We start from the raw sequence: 24,604 nt of genomic DNA on the forward strand, positions 1-24,604 counted from the left end.
ATTCATAGAGCTTTAACAAAAAATCACAAGTAATGATGAATCAAGATATTAGACGATGTGAATGGTGTAAAGCAGATGCGCAATACATTGTTTACCATGATACAGAATGGGGGGTTCCAAAGATTGATGACATCGAACTATTTGAGAAACTCTCTCTAGAAGGTGCTCAAGCTGGATTAAGTTGGATTACCATACTGAGAAAAAGAGAAGGATACCGAGAAGCATTTATGCACTTTGTTCCTCAAAAAATTGTCGAAAAAGAGTTGTCATTCTTCTTAGAGAATATGGACAATCCAAAAATTGTTCGTAACAGACGAAAGATAGAAAGTATCTACACCAATGCAATCGCATTTATTGAGATTCAGAAGGAGTATGGAACCTTTGCGAACTATTGGTGGAAATGGAGTAATTACACCATCCTTGACAACCAGCCTAAAGAGAGCAAAGATATTCCAAGTCAAACAGAACTCTCAAAAGAGATTTCTAAAGATCTCAAAAAAAGAGGATTTAAATTTGTTGGACCGACCATTATATATTCCATGATGCAAGCAACGGGAATGATCAATGATCACCTTCATGACTGTATGTTTAGAAATCATGGGATTGTTATGGACAGATCCCTTTTAATAGATTAAAATTAGCTTGATAATCCAATAATTTATGAAGAACATTTGTATTATCGGACAAAGAAATCTTTCTTTGCACATTCTTTAAAACAAAGGTAATCAGGATTTTTATAATGAATAAGAAGGTAAATATTGTTACATTAGGTTGTTCCAAGAATCTAATTGATTCAGAACTATTTATGGGTCAACTTGAAGCGAACGGATATGAAGTAATAACCGATTCGAATGAAACAGATGCTGATATTGTGGCAATCAACACTTGTGGATTCATTTTGGATGCAAAAGAAGAGTCTATTAATACTATCTTAGACTTCGTAGAAGCAAAAAAACGTGGAGATGTATCTAAAATATTCGTTTTTGGATGTCTTACAGAGAGATATAAAGATGAATTGATGGCTGAAATTCCTGAAGTGGATGGCTTTTATGGAAAGTTCCAGGTAAAAAAGATGGTAGAAGATCTTGAGGGAGAATACAAAATGAGCCTAAAGAATCAACGTTATGTTACGACTCCTTCTCACTACGCATTCTTAAAAATATCTGAAGGTTGTAATAGGACTTGCTCCTATTGTGCCATCCCATATATCACAGGGAAACACAAATCAAGACCCATAGAGGACATCGTAATCGAAGCAACACTTCTTGCAAAAAAAGGGGTGAAAGAGTTACTTGTAATCGCACAAGATCTCTCTTTTTATGGATTAGACTTATATAAAGAGCAACGTTTGGCTGAACTCGTTCGTCAACTAGCAAAAATTGAGGGTATAGAGTGGATTAAGTTACATTATGCTTATCCATCAAACTTTCCTTATGATCTATTACCTGTGATGCAGCAGGAGTCTAAAGTTTCTCTATATCTTGATATCGCACTACAACATATTTCAGACAATATGTTGAAATTAATGCGTCGTAATATCAACAAAGAAGAGACGCTAGCTCTTTTAGCAAGAATTCGCAAAGAGGTACCAGGAATACATCTTCGTACCACACTTCTTGTAGGACACCCTGGAGAGACTGAGGAGGACTTCAATGAGTTGTGTGAATTTGTTGAAACAGCACGTTTTGAAAGACTTGGTGTTTTTGCTTACTCTCACGAGGACAATACCTATGCTGGGGAGAATTATGAAGACATTATCGTAGAAGAGACCAAACAGGCTCGTGTAGAAAAGATTATGGAACTACAACAAAATGTTTCACTTCTGCATAACGAACAAAAGGTTGGTAAAGATTTAAAAGTCGTAATAGACAGAGTAGAAGGAGATTTATATATTGCCCGTACAGAATTTGATTCTCCAGATGTCGATGGAGAAGTGTTTGTAAAAAGTGATAGAGAGCTCTCTATCGGTGAATTTGTAAAGGTTCATGTAACAGAAGCAGCAGACTATGATCTATACGCAGAGATAATAGAATAATCCATCACTGCGCCCAAAAGACATTAGCCCTAGCATCCTTAAAAGAGGATGCTAGGGCTTTTTTGTTGCCCTCTACCCAAGATACACTCTTATAAAAAAGCATTAAGACTCTGACAATAATGACGACAATCTATTGAGAACCACTTTCAATGACAAAGAGAGCAAGCACAAGATAAAGTAAGCAAGTCAGCAGGGCTATTTTATTTAAATGAAAATTTTATTCGAACAAGAAGTTATATGTTTTGAAAGATTTCATAAGAACGTTATCTTTAAACACCGTACAATTATTTTTAAAACTAACATATGACTGCTTTGCAGAAAATCCAATATAAATTAACCGTTCTATTATTAATCGTCTTTACTTTTCCTGTAAAAGGAGCGCCTATCGCACAATTTCAGCCTCTGAATATTGATTTTATCAGAGACTATGGAATAATCCCCAAAGGCATAATAAAAGGCCCACAAGGTTACACATGGGTATATAACAGTTATAACTTACTTCGATATGATGGTTCCGAAGTTGTTGATTTCACCAAAAAGTTTTCTAAAATAACAGGATCTGTTGGAATTGTAGAAATACAAAAGAAGAGTTCGGGTGAACTAATCTTGGTAAACAAAAAGAACCAATACTTTCTTATTCAAGACAATATTATTAAACCCTATCCAACAATAATAAATCACCCTAACCCGAATAGTAACGTCACACTATTTCGGATCATTTCAGATCGTGCATGGATTGCTTTTAACGATGGCAAAATCTATGAGTATCAATTTAGCAACCATCGGACAAACACATTTGATATTCCTAGGAAGAAAGGAGTTGCAAACAAGTTAATCATTACCCAAAGTGGAACTATATGGGTAGCAACAAATCAACACCATCTTTTTAGTCTAAAAATAGAAGATAGTTTCTTTAAGGAAAAAAAACCACTTAAGGATTATCACTCTGGTTGGATTGTATTGTCGGCAGGATCTTTGGCCGATGATATATGGATAGGAACAGAAAATGAGGGTCTTTTTCACTTCAATAATGGAAAATTAATTCAATATACGAAAAATAATAGGAACCCTAAAAGAAGGATTCACAGTAATATTATATGTACCATGTTAAATGATAAATATGGACATATATGGGTTGGCACCGATGGAGCGGGTCTTATTGAGTTCGCACCCAATGGAGATATAATAACCCAATCGCAACATCAGTCTTATAATCCGCACTCGCTGGGCAGTAATGCAGTCATAGGTCTAGCCCAAGTAACAGATAAGGTTATGTGGATCATTACCAATTTTGGAAAAGTAAGAACATACACCCCTTCTCTTCCGGGGATGAAATATCTATACGGAAGGAAACAGTCGAGTCCTACTAGGGTTCTCAATATTTTTATTGATAGTAAAGATAGGGTTTGGTTTGGCAGCGATGGTTATGGAATCTTTATGAAAGATGGGGATAAATCAATTCAGATTAATATAGACAATCATCATATAAATGGTAATTACGTACAGTGTATTCACGAAGATAGTATTGGCAATATATGGTACGGAACGTATCAAAGTGAGACAGGGTATCTAGATAAAACATTAAAAAATCATACGATAAAGCTTCAAAACGAACAAGGAGTAGTGGTAAAAGATATTCGTACAATCTTTACTGACGCACAAAAGAATGTATGGATAGGAAGTAATTTAGGATTACATCGCATCAATGAAGATATCAATGTTTGTGATTTCTATAGCCTAAAGACGCTAGATATGAGACACTCTCCTATTATCTTTCTAAACCAAACCAAACAGGGAAATCTAGTGGTCGGATCAGGAAACAATTTAGTAGTTATTGAAAACCCATGTGACTCTATCCATTACAAGATGCATAACTTGCTAAACAAAGATGGAAAAAAGATCCATTTTAATGATATTGCCAAATCAGATAATGGTTCCTTCTTTATTGCAACACCTTCTCGTGGTATTCTACTTTGGAATGGGTATCTTAGCGACTCAATACGGGTAATAGAGGACTCGCCAACAGATCCAGTAAAATCCATAGAAGCAGACTCCGATACAGTATTGTGGTTGTCTACGGACAAGGGAATTGTTCACCATTCACGTATTACACACAAGAATGTATTGTGGGATCAAACCTATTCTGAGGTAATCCCAAACTATAGGCAGTACTCTAGTTATAAGAAAAAAAACCAGTTATATTTTGGGGGACAAGAAGGGGTTACTTCAATTATTCTAGATAGTCTCAAAATTAAACCGAACAATTCAGATAACAGCCCAATACTCATAAACAACCTTCTTATTAATAACAAATTTGCAGAGCAACAGATTCCTCAACAAATTCAGAATGGTTATAATCATATAGATCAAATATCGATACCATTTAGCATGAATGAAATTCAAGTTGAATTTTCATGTAATAATGACTATCGTGAAATTCATGAAGAGTTTTGGTACAAACTAAAAGGTCTAGATAAAAGATGGATCCGAGCAAATGAACTCAATCAAATAACCTATAGGAATTTGGCTACTGGGGACTATACCCTTATTATTGAAAAGATAGGTCCAAACAAAACGATTATACAGAAAAAACTCAACATTAAAGTATTAAAACCATCATGGCAAAAGTGGTGGGCAGTGTTGATATATGTGATTCTCTTATCCTCAATCATCTTCTTGCTAATGCATCTATTTTCTAGATGGAAGCTTTTAAATGAACGCCTTGAACTAGCCTCTTGGAGACACAATGAGAAAGAGAAGATATTCTCAATGAAGATGGATTTTTTTTCAAAGATGTCCCATGAAATACAGACACCTCTAACACTTATCATGTTGCCCATTGATGAGATCATCTCCAAGTTGGAAGACAATCCACAAATACAAAAGCAGTTAAAAGGGATAAAGAATAATGCCTCAAGACTCTCCTCGATAGCGCAGAATATGATGTCTGTAAAAGAGAAGCAGTCAAAATTAGGCACATTAAATAAGACAACTAATAATTTAAAGAAACACTTAAACAGCACCTTGGACGCATTCTCTGAACAAGCCAAGGTGAAGTATATACACCTAAATATGGACTATCGTTCTGAACAGGAGTATTTCGACTACGACCGAGATAAGATGGAACATGTTTGGTATAATATCCTTTCTAATGCATTTAAATTTACTCCCGAATATGGGAATATATACATTGATGTTTCTTACAATATAAAGAAACAGGAGGTAGTCATAACCATTGTGGATAATGGTTGTGGAGTACCAAGTGAAGAGAAAGATCGAATTTTTGATATGTTCTATCAAAGTCATCATGGTGTAGAAAAAGGAGGTACAGGTATTGGTCTTGCGCTATGTAAAGATCTTATGCAACTACACCAAGGTAGCATACAGTTAGCCCCTTCGAATGCCGGTGCAACATTTATTTTACGTTTACCACAGAATAATACAAAGAGTCAATTAGAACTATTCAATGAGGAGACGAAAGAATTATCCAAACAGTTTATTCCTTCCTCATCAGAGATACTAAAAAATAATATTCTTATCGTAGAGGATCATCCGGAGATGAGAGAATACTTGCAGTCATACCTATCCACCTCCTACAATGTTGAAGTGGTAGCTAATGGACCAGAAGCACTAAACAAAATTGAACGTAGATCTTTTGATTTAATCATCAGTGATCTTGAAATGGGCAGTATGTCAGGAATCGATCTGTATAAGATACTCCAACAAAATAAAAAAACTCAAAAGATTCCTTTTGCTATAATTACTGCTAACCATAGCAAAACAGTAAGAATCCAAGCACTTAAACTAGGTGTTAATGAATATCTTCAAAAACCATTTGATATTGAAGAACTAAAATTGAGGGTGGATAACCTTATCATAGAGAGAAAAAAGGCAAACACCGAAGAGGATAACTTCTTGTTTCAACATAAACCCAATAGCTTTACTCATAAATTAGAATCAATACTAAACCATGAAATCCCTAATGGACAAGTATCTCTTGATCATATTGCAAGTAAGATGAATCTTAGCTACTCCTCTCTTTACAAAAAAACAGTGGCTGAAACAGGAATAAGTCCCAATGAGCTACTTACCCAAAAAAGATTAAAGAAGGCTGAGTCCTTGTTACAGTTTGATGAAAAGTCTATTGCTCAAATAGCCATAGAGTGTGGATATGCTGATCCTAAATATTTCTCTAAAGCATTTAAAAAACAGTATGGAGTAAGTCCGATGAATTATAGGAGGAATTGTAATAATATATGATTCATAATTTCTTTGATTAATATTATTAATTATATATTCGGCTGTTTTTTGCTTTCTAAAATGTAATACGACAAAGTTATCATTGTAGTATTATATTAGAACACATAACGAACAAAAGGGTTCGTTATGTGTTTTTACTATTAGAGAAACGAAAATTGAGCATATTAAAATACAACCACAGCACTTTTCATAATGACTAGAATTAAGACATACATTTTTCTATTTACAATACTTTTTACCACACGACTACAGGCACAAAATAAATATGTTATTGCACAAAAGGGAGATGGTATTATAAAATTACTTCAGCGTAATAATTTATCACCATCGAAATATAGAACCGCTTTTATTGAGATCAATAAAAATCAGATTGGAAAGAATGATCAACTTTACGCTGGGGTTAAATATAAGCTACCCGATGTAAAGACAAATAAAGAGGAGACGAAAGTAAAGACAACTGATAAATCTAAATATCCTGTAAGAAAATATAAGATATTTGGGTCTACATATGATACAATCCATATTACCAACAATCAACTAAAGAGCTGTGTGTTCTATCTTGTTAGTGGACATGGAGGCCCAGATCCTGGGGCTATAGAAATGATAGACAATAAGATGATTACAGAGGATGAATACGCTTATGATGTCACACTAAGACTTGGTCGTGAACTCATCAGGCACGGTGCTAGGGTATATATTATTACTCGTGACAACAAGGATGGAGTCAGAGATGAAAAGTTCTTAGAAAACAATTATAGCGAAAGATGCTATCCAAATAAAAAGATCCCTTTGAATCAGAAGAAACGTCTTCGTCAAAGAACAAATATTGTAAACAAACTATACAAACAGAACAAAAAATATAAGTATCAAAGACTACTTGTTCTTCATGTAGATGCATTTCACCCAACCAAGAGCATCGATCTATATTTCTATCATCACAAAAGGAGTAAGACAGGTAGACAATTAGCAAATAATATGAAAGAAGTAATACGCAGGAAATACGATCAGTATCAGCCACATAGAGGATATAATGGCACTGTTACATATCGTGATCTACATATGATCTCCATGACAGATCCGCCAACTGTATTTATCGAACTAGGGAATATTAAGAATAGCCGTGATCAGCAAAGATTAATGCAACCCAATAACAGACAGCTTTTAGCGGAATGGATGACACAGGGTATCATAAAAGATAAGCTCTCTAAACAAAGATAAGAGACTTGAATAGGAAAATGGACTACAATGCAAGCCAATGCCTTACTATCTAATTATCCTTATTACAAACAATCAAATCGTTATTTCCACATTGAAAAGGGTATATTTAAGTAGATACTGAAACCAATCGTAGATAGAAAAAATATTGGATGGTAGACTCAATAAGAATCAAGACATAGTAGTTTCTTAAAAAAAGAAAAACATTCCACTTTCTTAACATTAGACATTTTTAAACGCATACGTTTAGGCTAAAATATAGTCCCTCTTAAAATACATAATAGAATTCGATAGGATACGAAAAACGCAATGCTTTATAGGACCAAGAAAGAGCAACGAACATGGGACATATCCTCATCGAAGGAGCATAAGAAATGAAATCGAAATGACATAAAAAAAGGATACCAATTGGGTATCCTTTTTTCGATATTTATAATAGATATATTAATGTTTTTCCGAATCTATCTGAGATAAGGTCTTACCCTTTTCTCCTTCGTAGCTCCAGTGTTTAGGACTTCCAACAACCTGAGCACTGTAGATGCTTGAGTGTCCAGAAAAGAGATAGGCTATAACACATGCTATCGCGATATAGACAGCCGCTTCAGCACCAAATAACTCAATTCCCATAATAGTACATGCTATCGGTGTATTGGTTGCTCCAGAGAAGACTGCAACGAAGCTTACACCTGCCAAGAGAGATATCGGTAATGGAATCCAAAAAGAGAGTGCACTTCCAAGAGTAGCACCTACATAAAAGAGTGGTGTAACCTCTCCTCCTTTAAATCCAGCACCTAAAGTAAAGGTGGTGAAAAGAATTTTAAGCAAGAAATCATACCAATTCATCTGGCTTGTAAATGAATCAACAATAGTCGGTACGCCCAATCCAATATACTTGGTATCAAAACCCATTGCCCAAATAGTCAACGCTAGAATAGCACCCCCAACAAAAGGACGAAGAGGTGCATATTTAATCTTTTTAAATAAGTTTCCCCAAAAATGAACTCCTTTAGAGAATAACATTCCGGCCAAACCACAAAATACACCGACAAGAACTACCCATAGAAAATTCTGTATTTCAAAATTAGGGATACTGAATATCTCATATTGGGTATGGTGAATATTAAACATCTTACACCCATAATCAGCAAAAACGGCAGACAAGAAAGAGGGCATAATCGTATCATAACGCATCCTTCCAATAGTAAATACCTCTAGAGCAAAAATAGCTCCCGCTAAGGGCGTTCCAAAAACAGAAGCAAAACCTGCAGCAACACCACATGAAAGAAGTATTCTACGGTCTCTTTCATTCAATTTAAACCACTTAGTGAATTGATCTGCGATAGCACCACCCATTTGTACTGCAGTACCTTCACGACCTGCGGAACCTCCAAATAAGTGTGTAATAACAGTTCCAATTAATACAAGTGGAGCCATTCTTAGTTGAATAATTTTCTTTGGACTATGAAATTCTTCCAATAGAAGATTATTTCCTTTTACAACCCCTTTACCCCAATAGTGATACATTAAACCAATGACCAAACCTCCTAAAGGAAGACCAAAGATGATGATCATATGTTCATTTCTAAAATCTGTAGCCCAATGCAACGATTTTAAGAAAAAGGCAGAAGCTGCACCAGCAAGGAGACCTACTAATAGGGATAAGAAAAGCCACTTTATTAAATACCCCAGCGTAGCTACCTGCTGGATCTGCAGTAGTTTCTCTTTTAAACGCTCAAACATAGTTTATGATTACAATTAACAAAAAAAAGATCTTTTTATCTAAAAGTTCTTTTTAGAACTAAACGAGGACAAAAATAGTGTGTAAATAGCAATAGAGCATACAATTCTTGTTAAAAACAATGCCTAAATATAAAATCTATTCTTTGACAAATTTTATGGGCTAAAAAAAAGTGGCATCATACATAATAAAGTTCTATCTTTGACTTCTTGAAAAATAACAGCAAGATTAACATATGGTTCATTTCTTATTAATATTTATTGGGATTATTGCAGGAATTGTTACAGGGATTACGGGAGCATCTAGTGTTATGGTTGTTGTTCCTCTCTTAAGCATCTTACTTAACTTCTCAATACATCAAGCTATTGGAACAAGCTTGGTGGTTGATATTGTTGCACCTCTATTCATATCACATACCTATTTCAAAAAAGGACATATAAAAATTAAAGAGAGTATCCCTGTTTTACTCGGAACAGTATTAATGGCTCCCATTGGATCATACTTTTCTGATATGGTTCCAGAAAGAGGCTTAGGATCCTCTTTTGGAGGATTTATGATTGTCCTTGCAGTAATTATCTTTCGTACTGGCGCAAAGCAGAAGTTAGATCATAAAAAAGGATCCAAACTGCCGAGTTCCCTGAATCATCCATATACTAAGACACTTCTCTGCTTTTTACTTGCAGGTGTAAGTGGTTTTATGACAGGTTTTATGGGAGCTGGTGGAGGCACAAACCTTCTATTAATCTTAATTCTCTTTTGCGGTTTTTCTTTACATAATGCACTTGGAACATCCATATTAATGATGGCAATGACTGCAAGTGCAGGAGTGGCTGGACACCTTTATTATGGGAATGTAAATTTCCATGATGGGCTTCTCGTAGCAATAATTGCCACTATTTCAGGCACCATAAGTGCCAAAAAGATGAGCAACTTAGATGAAAAAATGTTATCTTTTGTAATGGGAGGAATATACACCGTTCTTGGTACTATGATGGTTCTATTAAATATGTTTTACAACTAATCATTTTTACCTATATTTGCGTAATCCTCTTTCTACACCAAATGCAAAAATCAAAAAAGTTTCATCATTTAAAAGGTATAAGAATGCGATTATTAAGATCAACCATACTGTTTTTAGCTATTCTTCTTTGCACTGTAACCTATGCACAAGAAGGTACAACTACAGCGACTTCATCAACTACACAGACAACTAAAAAAGCAACCATACGCAAACCTCGTCCTAAATTTACTTTAAAGGATAAAAGTATTGATGAGCAGTTTGACTTGATTTATAAAAGGTCTACCAAATATCAAGACTATAAGGTCGTTAAAATCACTTGGTATAATGATCTAAGAAAAAATATTAAGGACTCAATAAGTGCACAAGTACAAATGTGGAAAGAGGCAAATACGGAGACCATTAAATTAAAATCGGAGGTTGAAACATTAAACAATCAGCTAAATACAACGAAGACAAATCTTGATAATGTTACAAACGAAAAGGATAGTCTTACGTTTATGGGCATGTTGATTAAGAAATCTACTTACCAAACCATTTTGTGGAGTATCATCTTTCTTTTGGTAGTGTTCAGTATTATCTGTTTTCTACTATACAAAAGAGCTCACGTGGTCACTAAAAGAACCCAAGAGAAGCTTGAAGATACACAAAAAGAGTTTGATCTACATAGAAAAAGAGCCCTTGAGAAAGAGCAAGTTTTAGCAAGAAAGCTCCTTACGGAACAGAAGAAAAATCAATCGTTCTAAACCATTCATCATATTATCAAATTGTAACAACACAATCGTAGGACAATTGATTAAGAAGAGACAGTTTTAGTTAAAAACTGCCTCTTTTTATATAAGATGGGCAAGGTAAGTCAATCGCTCCTCCTGTTTACAATTGCCTGAAGCCCTGCGTAAGGCTCCTCTATTTCCTACAAAAACAACTAATCTTTTACCTCTAGTCATTCCTGTATACACCAAATTCTTTGTAAGCATTGTAAAGTGTTGGAAAGCAAGTGGAATGATTACAGCATCAAACTCACTCCCTTGAGATTTGTGGATTGTAATGGCATAAGCCAAATCAAGATCTACAAAATCATCAACACTATAGACAACCTCTCTTGTCCCATTTTTATCCTTAAATGTGACTCCCAACTTTCTCTTATTGTCTGCGATTTTACTGATATAACCAATATCTCCATTAAATACCTCTAGGTTATAGTTGTTACGCTTTTGAATCACACGATCACCTTCACGTAAAACATATTTACCCACCTTCACCTCACGTACATCAGACGATTTGGCAGGATTAACCACTTGTTGTAAACAGATATTAAGATTAAAAGTACCTAAAAGGCCTTTAGTCATTGGGGTAAGAACCTGTATCTCAATCACACTATCATAATACTGTTTAATAGTATTACAATACAATCGAATAATCATATCTAGTGCATTGTATCCATAATGAATAGAAGAGAATGGGGAAATTCGTTTCGTGATATGTGTTAACCCTTTGGTTTCTGAATCACTCAATGCAATCCGACTAAGATCTGCATATTTAAACTTGTCTGGCACTTCAAAACCATCCCAGGAATAACCATCACATTGTAATATATTGCTTGGATGTATATCTTGTTTCTCTTGAAAAAGAGAGGCATAATATTTCTTTACTTTTCGAATAAAAGCAGTCTGCTCTTGTGTTGCTACTTCACTATCAATAAACATACAATCCTCCCCATTTTTCCATAACATTGGATCTTGAAAAGGAGTTTTAATCTCGGGGTATTCTCCTTTATTTAACTCATGTGCATAACGAATAATAGCACTGGAGGCCGCCTGACGAAAAACAGAGGATAGACGATGTACTCTTACTTTGCCACACTGTATTAAATCGTGAAGAACATTCCCTGCACCTACTGAAGGCAACTGGTCCACGTCCCCGATAAAAAGAAGCTGTGTTTTTTCTCCAATGGCAGAGAATAAGCTCTGTGAAAGCTCAATATCCAGCATGGAGGTCTCATCGACAATCAAGAAATCGACCTCCAGAGGGTTGTCTTCATTATATTTAAAATCATTGACCATAGGATTAAAAGCCAAAAGACGATGAATCGTCTTTGCCTCCCCTCCTACAACATCACTCATTCTTTGAGCAGCCCTTCCTGTAGGAGCAGCAAGCATCACCTTTAACTTACGGTTCTTTAAGAACTTAACGAGTAATCTTAATGTAGTAGTCTTTCCACATCCAGGTCCTCCTGTAAGTATTGAGAAAGGGCATCTCACAATACTCTCAATAGCATCTCGCTGTTCTGACGAAAGAGGAAAATCCTCTCCTTTTTCTAAGCTTGAAAAAACGATTCGTTCATCAAGATTGGGATTGCAATAGTCCAAAGTCAAAAGAGAACAAACCTTCTGTGCTACACTTAATTCTGCATCATATAATTTCTTATCATAGTAAGCTATAACATCATGAACCTTTCTAGACATGACCATCTTTTTTGAAAGTAATGTCTCTAAAACCTCATCAAGTTGTATTGTAGTGATACGACTATCTAAACGTCTAAGTTTGTCTTCTATAAGATTTCTGAGCAGATAACAATTCCCTTCATCTTTTGATTTTGAAAGAACATACTTTACCATTGCTTCAACTCTTTCAGGACTTTGTGGTGACATTCCAGTGGAGAGAGCGATGGCATCAGCTCGAATAAATCCGATCCCATGCATCTCCTCAATCAAACTATAAGGATCATTACTTAACTTATCTAAGGCAGCATCTCCATATCGATCTATTAGTTTTGAAGCATAACTTATTGGTAGATTATTTTCTTGAAGAAACTGTACTATCTGGCGATTTGCCCTATGTGTTTTCCACGTTTTTTCAATCTTTCCCAATTTACTCTTTGAGATTCCAGGGATATTAAGCAATGACTCAATATCATGATCTAGAATATCAATGGTGTCTTTTCCGAAACGTTTGACAATTTTATTTGCCATCACAGGACCAACCCCACTAATTAATCCAGAACCTAAATATTTTCTCAAAGCATCTAATGTTTCAGGCTGTTTTTCAACAGTTCTTTTAGCTTCGAATTGCCTGCCATAAGTCTTATGTTGAATCCATTTACCATAAAAATCAAAGGTCTTCCCTACAAAAACATCTTCCCCAAACATTACCACTGATACGGTTCTATTAGAGTCAAAAGGTTTCACTTTCAATACAGTCCATCCATTTTCTTCATTGCGATAAGTAATACGGTCAATCACTCCGTGTAAATGCTCTTCAAACATAGTATAACAGTGTTTTAGTACAAGTAAAAGTAGTACAAAAAAGATAATCGTAAAAAGAGATCATAATCAAATAAAAGAACATCACAAATAAAACAAACATATTATAAAACATACTACACTAACCACTTAATATACAACACATACCACTTTATTTATTAACATTAAAGACATTTATCATGAAACAATAGAATGCAAACTAAATTATTATGATATTTTTGGGATAAGTAAATTCGAATGGAGTAATCTCATTCTACAATGTAACTGAGAATATAACACAAAAAGTAATTATAAAACAGAATCATGACATCGAGTTCAAACAATCAAAAAGCCAACTACATGGGACCATTTCTTATAATGGTTGCATTGTTCTTTATCGTTGGATTTCTTACTGTAGTAAACCAACAATTTCAAGCTCCTCTAAAAGCAGCATTTTTATCTAATGCAGGAGCACTGAAAAACACGTTAACAACGTTTATTACGTTTGCTTTCTTTATGGGATATCCTGCAATGGGAAGTATCTCTTCTAAATGGGTAGACAAAAATGGATATAAATCTACACTGGTACGTGGATTGGTGATGCTAGTAATTGCATTAGGTATTTTTGAAGTTTCTGCATTCTCTAATGCTCACCTTGGTAGCATGTCTATTGGTGCAGGTGAAACATTGCCTTATGCATTTATCATCTTCTTTCTAGGTTCATTCTTCTTAGGATGTGCATTGGCAGTACTTCAGGTTGTGATCAACCCATACCTTGTAAACTGTGATGTAAAAGGAACTTCTTCTGTAACACGTATCAACATTGGTGGAGCATCAAACTCTATTGGTACAACATTGGCTCCTTTCTTCGTATCAGGAATCGTATTTGCAGGAACAGCAAACCCTACAGTAGATCAACTTTATGTACCTTTCGCTGTTTTGATGGCTACAGTAGCATTGGTTGCAATGACTGTTACAAAACTTCACCTTCCAAACATCTCTTCTAATGGTGCCGAAGAAGTAGTAGTAGATGATTCTAAAAGTGTATGGTCTTTCAAACAACTTAAGTATGGTGTAATCGGTATCTTCGTTTATGTTGGTGCAGAGGTTTGTATTGGAGCAAATATTAATCTATTCGCTGAGGCTCGTGACTATACAGCTGAAATCGCATCTACAATGGCAGCGATGTATTGGGGAGGTATGTTAATTGGACGTCTTTGTGGTTCTTTCCTAGCAAAAGTATCAGGACAGCGTCAGTTGATTGTTGCATCTTTGATCGCAACCACATTAATTGTTCTAAGTATGTTAATGAACAATCCATGGTTGCTTGTTGGAGTTGGGCTAGTACACTCAATCATGTGGGGTGCTATCTTTGCTTTGGCAATCGACAAACTAGGTGCTTACACTTCTAAAGGATCTGGAGCATTGATGATTGGTGTTGCCGGTGGTGCAGTACTACCTTGGTTCCAAGGAATTGCAGCGGATGTTCTAGGTGGATGGGAGATGACATGGGTTATCGTTATCCTTTGTGAGCTTTACATCCTATGGTATGCTATCTCAGGACACAAGCCAAGCAACGCATAATTAGAAATCGTTTGATTACAATAAAAAAAAGAGAGATCCACTTGCTGGGTTTCTCTTTTTCCGATTTAAATAAAAAAGTGGGATTATGAAAGAACTAACAAGAGCAGAAGAACAGGTCATGCTTTTCTTATGGGACATGGATAAGGCATTTGTAAAACAGCTAGTAGAGATGTATGAGATGCCTCAACCTGCATACAATACTGTCTCCACTATCGTTCGTATTCTAGAAAGAAAAGGCTTTGTTAGCTATAAGGCTTTTGGACGATCTCATCAATATTTCCCTATTATATCCAAAGAAGAGTATAAACACTCTCTAGGGATGAGAATCCTGAGAGACTATTTTAATAATTCGTTTATAGAACTAAATCAGTTCTTTATGGAAAAAGGAGAGATCAAACCAGATGAATTTGATAAGATTACCAATATCCGATAGAATTACGACTCTTTCTCTTTCCTAAATATTTCGAATAATTGTTCTGTAAGATTCAACCCTGTACTCTTATTCAACTTCTTTAAAGGGTCCTCTTTCTTTTCTGGATTCACCTTCCATTCTCGCACCTGTTCCAATATCGCACGACCATATTGCGTCACAACAGAGTCTCCAACCCCTTGTATTGCTTTCAATTGGCTCATGGTCACAGGAGCATAATCAGCAATAGTCTTCATAATATTAAAGTGTAGGATCGAACTAACTGGACGACTTTCATTATCTGCTTGCTCTTCACGCCACAGCTTTATTCTAGCAAATAAGCTTGGATTCGTTGAAACCACTCCTTTAAGCTCAAATTTCTGTGGTTTCACAAGCAAACGCCCCTCTAGTTTTGATATTAATGGTTTAAGATTATCCACAGGTGTCGCATTCTGTAAGGCTTGAAAACATTTAGTCTTTGCTTGAATCACCCTAAAGAAGGACTCATTCAAATCTGTCCACTCCACTCTTAGTTCCGTATTGTCGGACTCAAAGATTGCATTGGTTAATTTCTTAACAAATGCAGTGCATAACTTATCTAAATAGTAGTTAGCCCCATCTTGTAATCTCTGAGATAACTCTTTACGCTTGTTACCATAAATCAATGCACTAATTTGTTTCACAAAACGCTCGGAAATTTCATTCATTGGCTCGATGATCTCCATCAGAATCTCTTCTAAAACGTCATACAGAGAGCCTTCCCAACGAGTCTGTTTCTGTAACAAGTTAGTGGCGCTAAATACCAGGAGCTTCAAACTTTCTACACCAAAAATATCATTCAAGAGAGAAACTTGAAACTCTTTATGAGCTTTATCTAATAACTCAGGATTCGGCTCTACATCCGAAGAGATACGATGAAATAGACGCACTGTCTCATTACATATCACAGAATATTCATTAAATGGTTGGGTTAATACCAACCCCTCTAGAGAACGACACCTACTTAAAGCGACATAAGTTTGTCCATGGTCAAAAGCCCTATTGGTATCAATAATTGCTTTAGAGAAAGTGAGCCCTTGGCTCTTATGTATGGTGATTGCCCATGCCAATTTGAGGGGAAACTGAGTAAACACACCTACTATTTTTGTCTTTAATGACCCACTCTTTTTATCCAATTCATACTTCACCTCTTCCCACTGCTCCTTAGGAACCACAATAACCTCCTCTAGATCTTCACATTTCACATGAATCTTCTTATTATTTAAGAAGGTGACCTCTCCGATCTTACCATTATAGAAACGTTTTTGGGTACTGCTATCATTCCGAATAAACATAACTTGAGCCCCAATCTTCAACTCAAGCTCCCCATCTGTCGGGTAGTTTTGTTTTGGAAAATCCCCTTCAATATCCGCCTTATAGGTAAATAACTTTCCTTTCAGCAAAGATATTTTCTTATCATTAATGGCTTTCACAGAGGCATTATGGGTAGACAATCTGATATAATGTTCAGACTTATCCGGATCGAAATCTGGCACATATCGTTGATTCAGCAAAACCTTGGTATTGCTAGATATATATCCATCACGAACCTCATTAAGAATTTGAATAAAAACAGGATCATCTTGACGATAGATCTTTTTTAATTCAATTCGAATATAACGACAACCCCGAAAAGCAAAACTATTAAAGAAAAATAGTGATGGATAGAAGTTTTTTAAGATAGACCAATCCTCATTGGTTATGACAGGAGGAAGTTGTTGTATGTCCCCAATCAATAGCAACTGAACACCACCAAAAGGCTTGGAATTGCGTCTATATTTTCGAAGAATCTCATCGATCGCATCTAATACATCTGCACGAACCATACTAATCTCATCGATGACGAGTAGTTCCATCGCACGAAATAGCTTAATCTTATTCTTTCTTATTTTTTGTTCCGTAAGACTACTTTTCAGAGCCCCCGCACTCTTTGTTAGAAGAGGACCAAAAGGAATCTGAAAAAATGAGTGAATCGTCTGACCTCCAGCATTGATCGCAGCAATACCTGTGGGAGCAACAACAATTGCTTTCTTTGTAGTTATTGAAGAGAGCGTATGTAAAAAAGTCGTTTTTCCTGTTCCAGCTTTCCCAGTTAGAAAAATATGCCAAGAAGACTTCGAAACGAAATCTTTGGCATAAGAGAGTTCTTCATTATAATTCGATTGCTGTTCAGGATCTATATTCATCTATCTAGAGGTTTAGTATAACTCATTAATTATAATAATTTATCTTTTAGGTAAGGAGCAGTAACACTATCTGCACATTGAATCAATGCTTCAGGAGTTCCCTCAAATATAATATTACCACCTCTTTTTCCTCCACCAGGACCCAAATCAATAATCCAATCGGCAGTCTTTATCACATCCAAGTTATGTTCGATGATAATCACCGTATGTCCTCTTTCAATCAAAGACTGAAGCGACTTCATCAATAAAGCAATATCATCGAAATGAAGCCCTGTAGTAGGCTCATCGAAGATAAACATTGTTGGAACCGTCTTCTCTTTTGCAAGGAAAGATGCCAACTTCACCCTTTGGCTCTCTCCACCAGATAGCGTGCTACTAGATTGTCCTAGTTGGATATAACCTAACCCCACATCTTGTAGCGTCTTCAGCTTCTTGACAATAGACTTTTCATATCGATCGATTTTCTCAGAAAAGAACGCTACCGCTTGATTCACAGTCAATGTCAAGACATCATATATACTTTTTTTACGATACTTCACTTCGAGCACCTCTGGTTTAAATCTCTTTCCATCGCAGAGGTCGCACTTCAGTCGAACATCCGCCATAAACTGCATCTCTACAGTAGTCACCCCTTCTCCATTACACTGTTCACAGCGCCCGCCTTCACTATTAAAAGAGAAGAAATTGGCTTTCATACCCATCACCTTAGCCTGTTTTTGCGAGGCAAAAAGGGCACGAATATCGTCATATATCTTCAAGTAAGTCACCGCATTCGAACGGCTGGACTTACCTATTGGATTTTGATCCACAAACTCGACCGCATGAATGGTAGAGAGATCTCCATCCACATAGTCATGAGCTCCCGTAGGATTTCCATAGCCTCCTAAATACTTTGCAAGGAATGGCCATAAAGTATTCTTGACCAAGGTACTTTTACCCGAACCACTAACACCTGTAACCACCGTAAGCATATTCAATGGAAATTTAGCCGTTACATGGTTCAAATTATTTTCATTGGCACCATGAACTGTAATATAGTTACGCACAGGACGTCTAGATTGAGGAACATCTAATTTTTTCACTCCAGAGAGATATTGTGAGGTTAATGTATTCCCTTCCGCAAGAAGTTGGTCCATATTACCTTGAAACACCACCTCACCTCCATGCATTCCTGCACGAGGTCCAATATCTATAATTTGATCAGCAGCTTTCATGATATCTTCATCATGCTCTACCACCAATACCGTATTTCCAAGATCACGCAACTCATTTAAAACAGAGACCAAACGCTCTGTGTCTTTAGAGTGAAGGCCAATAGATGGCTCATCCAAAATATATAAAGATCCTACCAAACTACTACCTAAAGAGGTCACTAGATTCAAGCGTTGACTCTCCCCACCAGACAAAGTACTCGAAAGTCTGTTTAAAGTAAGATAACCTAGACCTACTTTATCGATAAGCTCCAGTCTTTTGGCTATCTCGCCAATAACTCGTTTTGCCACTTTGACCTCATATTCATCAAATTTTATTTTTGCAAAATGAGGGACTAGCTCATAAACAGGCTTATCCAAGAACTCTTGTATCGAATGCCCGCCAATTTGCACATAACGACTATTTGCTTTTAATCTAAACCCATTACATGAAGGACAAGTTGTTTTGCCTCGATACCTAGACAACATCACACGATATTGCACCTTATACACCTGCTCTTCAACCATTTTAAAGAAAGCATCTATCCCTTCAAAGTGCTGGTTCCCAGTCCAAAGAAGTCGCTTTTGTTCTTCCGTAAGGTCCACATATGGAGCGTGAACAGGAAAATCAAACTTATGTGCATTTAAAAGAAGCTGATTTTTCCATTCCGACATCTTCTCTCCTCTCCAACAGGCCACTGCATCTTCATAGACAGAGAGAGATTTATTTGGAATCACTAGATCGGGATCAATACCAAGCACCTTACCATACCCCTCACACATCTCACAAGCCCCAGTAGGACTATTGAAAGTAAACATCTCAGGAGAAGGCACTTCGAAAATCATTCCATCGCGTTCAAAACGATTAGAAAAGAAGAACTGCTCCTGGGAACCAGAAGGGTCAAACACAATCACTTGACACTCTCCTTCTCCCTCATAGAAAGTAGTCTGAACAGAGTCAGCATAACGATAACGACTCTCATCATCGTGAGATACAGAGAGACGATCCACTACAATATCATAACGATCCCCATCGATAGTCGCATCCTCCTCTAGAGAGGACAAAGAGACCAATTTTTCATCCACACGAATTCGTGAAAATCCTTGTTGACGTAAACTACTCATCTCCTCTCCAAATTCTCTTCCCTCGATTAATTTCTTAGGAGCCAAAAGCATCATCTTGGTCTTCTCTGGGAAGGAGACAATAAAATTAACCACATCTTCGACACTCGAACACTTCACCTCTTCCCCTGATATAGGAGAATAGGTACGACCTAAGCGAGCGAACAATATTCGTAAGAAGTCATACACCTCAGTGGAAGTACCCACTGTTGAACGGTTATTTTGGATATTCACCTTTTGCTCAATAGCAATCGCAGGCGGGATACCATAGATATAGTCTACTTCCGGCTTATCTATTCGTCCAAGGAACTGTCTTGCATAAGAAGATAAACTCTCCACATAACGCCTCTGTCCCTCAGCATATAGGGTATCAAATGCCAACGAGGACTTCCCTGATCCCGAAACACCAGTTACAACAACAAATTGATTTCTTGGTATATCTACGGAGATATTTTTCAAGTTATGAACTCTTGCTCCTTTGATCTCAATATTCCCAATTGATTTACGTTTTCTCATATTGCCCATTGTCCTTGATGTTTCTTTCTTTTTATGAATAAGATCTTATGATTTCACAAATTAATTGTAAAGCATAAGAAGAACAAAAATAATCACTAATTTTTACATCACAATTAAATAACTCTCCATTCTTCTGATCACACACAAACAAGAACAAATTGGTGCAAGTTTTGGTTTCACTTGAGATACAAACAACCATACTTAAGATCATAACTGATAATAGCAATTTTTCATTCAAGATTGAAATAATCTAGCCATAGAAAAAGGGGTATGATAGCCACACCCCCTCTATTCAGTTTATCCTAATTTCAATCCTATGTATCGTCTAAAAGAAATATCCTTCTATTTTCCGAATACATTTACATCTAACTCTCCTGTAACAGTCTTCAACTCTTGCATGGTCATATTACATTCAAAGTACATTAAAGTCCCTCCACCAGACTTCTCCATATTGATCATCAAAAAATCTGTTATCTTCTTGCCTTTCACACGTATATAAAAGCGAAACTGGCTATTGTTGTCATCAGTCATATCCATGATTTTCTCATATTTCTCACCGGCTAACGCAGAATTTATGTTATCCAATTTCGGAAACTTCTTTCCATTCACAATAAGCATATAGGTTACATTCTTATATATCGTCTCATCCGAACCATTCTCTCCTTCTGCAACCGTAGATAGAAGTTTAAACATCGTTGGGGTTAGCTCTGTTTTAGATACCCCCTCTTGTTTAGAGAGTTCTAACATATACTTGACCACTTTGCTTTTACTATACCCTTGTAGGGCAAAAAGACACAATACGATTAATAATACTTTCTTTATCATGTTAATATTATTATTTAAGACACGAACATTATTCAATACAAACGCCAAAGATCCCTATTGTTGCGTAATTGAAGAGATCAACTTGCTCTCCTTAATCTTTTTCAGATCCTTCATCGACACAGCACACTCTACATATACAATAAAATCTTTTCCACTATCGTCAGTATGAACCATTAAAAAATTAGATATTTTCCCTAAAGAGAAGAGTCCTTTTCTCTTTATATAGAATCTATTTTGGGTATCACCACTCATCTGCGCAATCACCTTATAATGATCCTTGTCTATTAGTTTATTCAGTTTCTGCATATCGGGGAATTGTGGTGTATTTAAGATCAGTACATACTTAAGTTTTTCAATCGCGTGACTCCATTCACTATCTTCCCCATCACCCAACGAAGCGAAAAAGCGAAGTTTCTCCACACCAATCTCTGTTTTAGAGATCTGTTGATCATCCGATAAACTTTTAATATATTCTCCAACTCTCTCCTTACTATAACCACAAAGAACAGTACAACTCAGTAAGAACAATAAAATAATTTTCTTCATCTTTTACTCTTTTTAGGGGATGTTATGAATCTATTCAACTGCGTATCTAGAGCCTTTAATGCAGGGGTGACACGCTTTAAGTTTGTTGACAATATCTTCTTGTAGTTCATAGATCGAGGCATATCCATCTGGGGCTTACAAGCTTCCATATTTTTAGCAAAAAGCTGTAATGCTAATTGAGGAGAGGTGATTGGTTTCCCATCTATATAGGCATATATCTCTGTTTGAGATGCAGTATGCTGCTCTATCAAAGTATGGATCACAAAAAAACAAGCCAAGAAAGAAGCTGCCACAGCAAACGATTTAAAAGACACCTTCATAACATGCCCTTTACTCTTAGGTTGTTTTCTCTCCTCTTTCATCGATGCCATCGATAAAAAAAGCACTTTATCTGGGAGTAACTCTTTGGGAACAGATTTACATTCTCTAAAATATTGAACCAAAACCTCTCTCTCTGAATCACTCTCCCTTCCATCATAATATTTTTCCAATAGAATTTTTACTTCATTTGGTTTCATATGCATAGATATTTGTTATCTGTTCTCTTATTTTTTTCCTTGCACGCGACAAGGATACTCTCACTGAAGCAGTATTCATTTTTAAAACCACTCCTACCTGTTCCATAGACATCTGTTCGACATCCTTCAGATAGATCACCATTCGATATTTCTCTGGTAATTTATCGATCAGAAGCTTCGCGACCTCAGACATCTCATTTCTCTCTAAACATCGTATTAGATCCTCTGTATGAATATTTAAAGACGCGTCTAACTCGACACTACGATATCTATTGCTTCGGATCACATCTAGAGATCTATTCTTTACCATGCGATAAACAAATCCCTCTATATTTTTTACTGACTTCAAAAGCTCAGGGTGTGCTAACAATTTAAGCTGAACATCTTGTACAATATCCTCTGCCAAAGAGTAATCTTGTACTAGAGTCGTCGAAAACCGAACAAGCCGAGTCCATCTATCAGTAGATATTATAAATTTATTTGATCTCATATATACTTAAGACGGTTAAGTAATCAAAATGAAACAGATATCACGATATTTTTTTATCCTTTTGTAAAAACGTTCACGTAAACCGCTCCAAGTAAATAGATATGAGCACTAAGATGATATCCCTATTCTCCACTATTGATCAGGATCGACACCATCATAGAGTCGTTAAAGATAGGCAAACAAGCGACATGGATTATTCCACCACAACAAACGTTAAATTATTTAACAAACAAGTCAATTCTGTTAATCTACACTTAATTATATTCACATCTTTTCACATAAAATTGAATATTACTATATTAGAACTAAATAATCACTAAAATACGTTATATGAAAATCCAATCCGCAATAGCTTTTATCTTAATCTCCATGCCATTCTCTTCTTTCTGCTCGACATATAGGAACAGTAAAAACAACAGAGCAAACCATATCCCTGATGTTGTCAAAGAGGAGAGCACCCTGAATAGACTCGACAGTATCCAAAGTAATGGGCAGTCGAACACAAAATTTATAATTAGAGATAGTGCAACGTTAAATGTCAGCAAATTGCCTATATATATCGTCGATGGGAAAACTGTCTCCTCGGAAGCTTTTGCGAAAATAAACACAAGCAATATCGAGAGTGTAGAGATACTCAAAGATGCAAAAGCCACTGCAATATATGGTACGAGTGCAAAAAATGGCGTCATTTTAATAAAGACCAAAGGAAAGAAAGAGACCACATCTGTTAAGACCCATGACCCTGCGACCCCAATCAGTAAGATGCCAATATATATCGTCGATGGGAAACATATCTCTTCAGAAACATTTGCGAAAATCAACACAAACAATATCGAGAGTGTAGAGGTCCTCAAAGATGCAAAAGCCACTGCAATATATGGTACGAGTGCCAAAAATGGCGTCATTATAATAAAGACCAAAGAGAATAAAGAGAACACAACTTTCAAGACCCATGACCCTGCGACCCCCATGAACAAAATGCCAATATATATCGTCGATGGGAAACCTGTCTCTTCGGAAGCATTTGCGAAAATCAACACAAATAATATCGAGAGTGTAGAGGTCCTCAAAGATGCAAAAGACACTGCAATATATGGTACCAGTGCGGAGAATGGAGTGATCATTATTAAGATGAAAGACCCCCAATCAAAAACTCAGACTACATTGAGATGTGCCAATGCGGATAAAAGCAAGTTGCCCATCTTTATTCTAGATGGAAAACCCATCACACAAAAAGAGTTCGAAAAACTGAATCCAGATAACCTAAAGAGTGTAGAGATACTTAAAAATAAAAAAGACACTGCAATATATGGTACTAGTGCGAAAAATGGCGTGATGATCATGAAAACAAAAGATTCTAAAACAAAATAATCCGAACCAGAAGCAATATTTCTAATCCTAATAGAGAACTATGTGGGCAGTCAAGTAACACCAATCCAACAGTTATTTGACTGCTTCAAAATGTTCCATGACTATATCTACACACAGCCCTCTCTTTGCCTCCCCCTTTACGAGCTCGACTTCAGGATATCATTTCTCCCATTACAACAAGAAGGACTCTACTCCAAAACAGAATCATCATTACAGACACCTTCTCACACCTTCTACCACACTAATTCGTTGAATACAATCCCTTTAATGCTTAACAACATTATTGTTTACTTACAATTT

General features: G+C 36.2%; 17 protein-coding genes. 9 read left to right on the forward strand and 8 right to left on the reverse strand.

The features are described from left to right. The first annotated feature begins 32 nt into the window (after positions 1-32). From K4L44_10460 to K4L44_10475, 4 genes are all read left to right on the forward strand, one after another. On the forward strand, positions 33-635 hold the full coding sequence (locus tag K4L44_10460; protein QZE13010.1) for a DNA-3-methyladenine glycosylase I: 603 nt from the start codon (positions 33-35) through the stop codon (positions 633-635). A gap of 104 nt (positions 636-739) precedes the next feature. Further along, on the forward strand, positions 740-2,035 hold the full coding sequence (gene rimO, locus K4L44_10465; protein ID QZE13011.1) for a 30S ribosomal protein S12 methylthiotransferase RimO: 1,296 nt from the start codon (positions 740-742) through the stop codon (positions 2,033-2,035). A gap of 303 nt (positions 2,036-2,338) precedes the next feature. After that, positions 2,339-6,295, forward strand: a complete 3,957-nt coding sequence (locus tag K4L44_10470; protein ID QZE13012.1) for a response regulator — start codon at positions 2,339-2,341, stop codon at positions 6,293-6,295. A gap of 192 nt (positions 6,296-6,487) precedes the next feature. Beyond that, entirely contained in the window at positions 6,488-7,513 is a 1,026-nt protein-coding gene (locus tag K4L44_10475; GenBank protein QZE13013.1) for an N-acetylmuramoyl-L-alanine amidase, read from the forward strand. 441 nt (positions 7,514-7,954) lie between these two features. On the opposite strand, the gene K4L44_10480 is transcribed toward K4L44_10475, so the two are convergent. Further along, positions 7,955-9,250, reverse strand: coding sequence for a voltage-gated chloride channel family protein (locus K4L44_10480; GenBank protein QZE13014.1), 1,296 nt, complete (start codon positions 9,248-9,250; stop codon positions 7,955-7,957). A gap of 233 nt (positions 9,251-9,483) precedes the next feature. Between K4L44_10480 and K4L44_10485 the strand changes: the two genes are divergently transcribed. Together K4L44_10485 and K4L44_10490 are read left to right on the forward strand one after the other, a co-directional pair. Then, positions 9,484-10,269 carry a sulfite exporter TauE/SafE family protein gene (locus K4L44_10485; GenBank protein QZE13015.1) on the forward strand — a complete coding sequence of 262 codons (786 nt, stop codon included), beginning with the start codon at positions 9,484-9,486 and terminating at the stop codon, positions 10,267-10,269. A gap of 83 nt (positions 10,270-10,352) precedes the next feature. Further along, complete coding sequence (locus tag K4L44_10490) at positions 10,353-11,012, forward strand: hypothetical protein (GenBank protein ID QZE13016.1); 660 nt, start codon at positions 10,353-10,355, stop codon at positions 11,010-11,012. 87 nt (positions 11,013-11,099) lie between these two features. Here K4L44_10490 and K4L44_10495 read toward each other — a convergent pair whose 3' ends face one another. Next, positions 11,100-13,532: an AAA family ATPase gene (locus K4L44_10495; protein QZE13017.1), complete on the reverse strand. Its 2,433-nt coding sequence runs from the start codon at positions 13,530-13,532 to the stop codon at positions 11,100-11,102. Between the two features lie 300 nt (positions 13,533-13,832). Between K4L44_10495 and K4L44_10500 the strand changes: the two genes are divergently transcribed. Together K4L44_10500 and K4L44_10505 are read left to right on the forward strand one after the other, a co-directional pair. Then, the gene (locus K4L44_10500; GenBank protein QZE13018.1) at positions 13,833-15,092 is read left to right on the forward strand and encodes a hypothetical protein; all 1,260 of its coding nucleotides are present in this window, start codon (positions 13,833-13,835) and stop codon (positions 15,090-15,092) included. Positions 15,093-15,177: 85 nt separating this feature from the next. Continuing rightward, positions 15,178-15,525: a BlaI/MecI/CopY family transcriptional regulator gene (locus K4L44_10505; protein QZE13019.1), complete on the forward strand. Its 348-nt coding sequence runs from the start codon at positions 15,178-15,180 to the stop codon at positions 15,523-15,525. A 2-nt stretch (positions 15,526-15,527) separates the two neighbouring features. Here the strand turns inward: K4L44_10505 and K4L44_10510 are convergent, their stop codons facing one another. From K4L44_10510 to K4L44_10535, 6 genes are all read right to left on the reverse strand, one after another. Further along, entirely contained in the window at positions 15,528-17,726 is a 2,199-nt protein-coding gene (locus K4L44_10510; GenBank protein ID QZE13020.1) for an AAA family ATPase, read from the reverse strand. A 29-nt stretch (positions 17,727-17,755) separates the two neighbouring features. Then, positions 17,756-20,554, reverse strand: coding sequence for an excinuclease ABC subunit UvrA (uvrA, locus tag K4L44_10515; GenBank protein QZE13021.1), 2,799 nt, complete (start codon positions 20,552-20,554; stop codon positions 17,756-17,758). 342 nt (positions 20,555-20,896) lie between these two features. Next, complete coding sequence (locus tag K4L44_10520) at positions 20,897-21,379, reverse strand: DUF4252 domain-containing protein (protein ID QZE13022.1); 483 nt, start codon at positions 21,377-21,379, stop codon at positions 20,897-20,899. Positions 21,380-21,433: 54 nt separating this feature from the next. Next, positions 21,434-21,925, reverse strand: a complete 492-nt coding sequence (locus K4L44_10525; protein QZE13023.1) for a DUF4252 domain-containing protein — start codon at positions 21,923-21,925, stop codon at positions 21,434-21,436. Then, positions 21,922-22,443: a hypothetical protein gene (locus K4L44_10530; protein ID QZE13024.1), complete on the reverse strand. Its 522-nt coding sequence runs from the start codon at positions 22,441-22,443 to the stop codon at positions 21,922-21,924. Before K4L44_10530 ends, K4L44_10525 begins: the two co-directional genes overlap by 4 nt. Further along, positions 22,430-22,933: an RNA polymerase sigma factor gene (locus K4L44_10535; GenBank protein QZE13025.1), complete on the reverse strand. Its 504-nt coding sequence runs from the start codon at positions 22,931-22,933 to the stop codon at positions 22,430-22,432. Before K4L44_10535 ends, K4L44_10530 begins: the two co-directional genes overlap by 14 nt. Before the next feature lie 330 nt (positions 22,934-23,263). On the opposite strand from K4L44_10535, the gene K4L44_10540 reads away from it, so the two are divergent. Beyond that, a complete protein-coding gene (locus K4L44_10540) occupies positions 23,264-24,304 on the forward strand; it encodes a TonB-dependent receptor plug domain-containing protein (GenBank protein QZE13026.1) in 1,041 nt (346 codons plus the stop codon). The last annotated feature ends 300 nt before the right edge of the window (positions 24,305-24,604 follow it).

It is taken from the genome of Prolixibacteraceae bacterium (assembly GCA_019720755.1).
In the GTDB taxonomy this organism is placed as follows: Bacteria; Bacteroidota; Bacteroidia; order Bacteroidales; family Prolixibacteraceae; genus Halosquirtibacter; species Halosquirtibacter laminarini.

Excerpts from the sequence above, each read along its gene's own strand:
- K4L44_10480 (QZE13014.1), bottom strand. The coding sequence starts at position 9,250 with ATGTTTGAGCGTTTAAAAGAGAAACTACTGCAGATCCAGCAGGTAGCT.
- K4L44_10530 (QZE13024.1), bottom strand. The coding sequence starts at position 22,443 with ATGAAACCAAATGAAGTAAAAATTCTATTGGAAAAATATTATGATGGA.
- K4L44_10460 (QZE13010.1), top strand. The coding sequence starts at position 33 with ATGATGAATCAAGATATTAGACGATGTGAATGGTGTAAAGCAGATGCG.
- K4L44_10485 (QZE13015.1), top strand. The coding sequence starts at position 9,484 with ATGGTTCATTTCTTATTAATATTTATTGGGATTATTGCAGGAATTGTT.
- K4L44_10470 (QZE13012.1), top strand. The coding sequence starts at position 2,339 with ATGACTGCTTTGCAGAAAATCCAATATAAATTAACCGTTCTATTATTA.
- K4L44_10495 (QZE13017.1), bottom strand. The coding sequence starts at position 13,532 with ATGTTTGAAGAGCATTTACACGGAGTGATTGACCGTATTACTTATCGC.
- K4L44_10510 (QZE13020.1), bottom strand. The coding sequence starts at position 17,726 with ATGAATATAGATCCTGAACAGCAATCGAATTATAATGAAGAACTCTCT.
- uvrA (QZE13021.1), bottom strand. The coding sequence starts at position 20,554 with ATGAGAAAACGTAAATCAATTGGGAATATTGAGATCAAAGGAGCAAGA.
- rimO (QZE13011.1), top strand. The coding sequence starts at position 740 with ATGAATAAGAAGGTAAATATTGTTACATTAGGTTGTTCCAAGAATCTA.
- K4L44_10540 (QZE13026.1), top strand. The coding sequence starts at position 23,264 with ATGAAAATCCAATCCGCAATAGCTTTTATCTTAATCTCCATGCCATTC.
- K4L44_10525 (QZE13023.1), bottom strand. The coding sequence starts at position 21,925 with ATGAAGAAAATTATTTTATTGTTCTTACTGAGTTGTACTGTTCTTTGT.
- K4L44_10490 (QZE13016.1), top strand. The coding sequence starts at position 10,353 with ATGCGATTATTAAGATCAACCATACTGTTTTTAGCTATTCTTCTTTGC.
- K4L44_10500 (QZE13018.1), top strand. The coding sequence starts at position 13,833 with ATGACATCGAGTTCAAACAATCAAAAAGCCAACTACATGGGACCATTT.
- K4L44_10535 (QZE13025.1), bottom strand. The coding sequence starts at position 22,933 with ATGAGATCAAATAAATTTATAATATCTACTGATAGATGGACTCGGCTT.
- K4L44_10475 (QZE13013.1), top strand. The coding sequence starts at position 6,488 with ATGACTAGAATTAAGACATACATTTTTCTATTTACAATACTTTTTACC.
- K4L44_10505 (QZE13019.1), top strand. The coding sequence starts at position 15,178 with ATGAAAGAACTAACAAGAGCAGAAGAACAGGTCATGCTTTTCTTATGG.
- K4L44_10520 (QZE13022.1), bottom strand. The coding sequence starts at position 21,379 with ATGATAAAGAAAGTATTATTAATCGTATTGTGTCTTTTTGCCCTACAA.